The following is a 664-nucleotide window of genomic DNA, read 5'->3' as shown; positions in this document are numbered from 1 at the left end:
CCGCCCCCACCCCCTGCGCATGCTCAGCCGGCGTCAACCGGACAGCCACCGTTCTGGTCCGCTCCCCACGCGGGCCCGGCGACTCCCCAACAGGAGTGATCGGCTCATGGCCGGCAGTCGCCGGCACCGAATCCGGGACGGGAGCCGGCTGCCTTAGAAGGCTGAACCAGCGGGACGAGTCAGCCATGACGAGCTCCTTCCGACGGGGAACCCGCGGAAGCCGCCAACCGCGTAGCGGTGGCCGCCCCGCAGGGCAAGGGATTGCTGGAACGAGGAGGTCGCGCAGCGACCGTAGCGTTACGGCAATCATACCTTGCATCGACCGTGGGTGGTCCGACAGCGGAGGAACAGAACCCACCCGCGGTCAGGGGTTTTGGGTGGGTGGAGAGGCGAGCTCTGCGAGACCGGAACCCACCCAAAACGTGGGCCGCAGGCACACACCGGGACCCGTCCAGGGTCCCGCAGACCAACCCAGCTTTAAGCACCTGCAGAAGAGCCGCTGCCGCAGATCCCGACGGGGCAACTGACCCATCACCTCGAGCAAGCCAGAGAACTTTCTGGGAGCTCACCTGGCGCCACTCACCGAAAGAAATTCCGAGGGAGGAGTCTCGAGAGGGGGGCCAGGGACACTAGCGGAGTGTGCTGCGCACACACAGGAACTCAT

At 66.6% G+C, this 664-nt stretch carries 1 protein-coding gene; it reads right to left on the bottom strand.

Going from position 1 to position 664, the window contains the following annotated elements:
- A partial coding sequence (locus tag CXQ93_RS20965; protein WP_219817404.1) for a hypothetical protein occupies positions 1–187 on the bottom strand: 187 nt, incomplete at its 3' end.
- Positions 188–664 lie beyond the last annotated feature (477 nt).

The organism is Arthrobacter sp. N199823, assembly GCF_002929705.1.
Taxonomy (GTDB): domain Bacteria; phylum Actinomycetota; class Actinomycetes; order Actinomycetales; family Micrococcaceae; genus Specibacter.
This window is presented reverse-complemented; position numbering and strand designations above follow the sequence as displayed.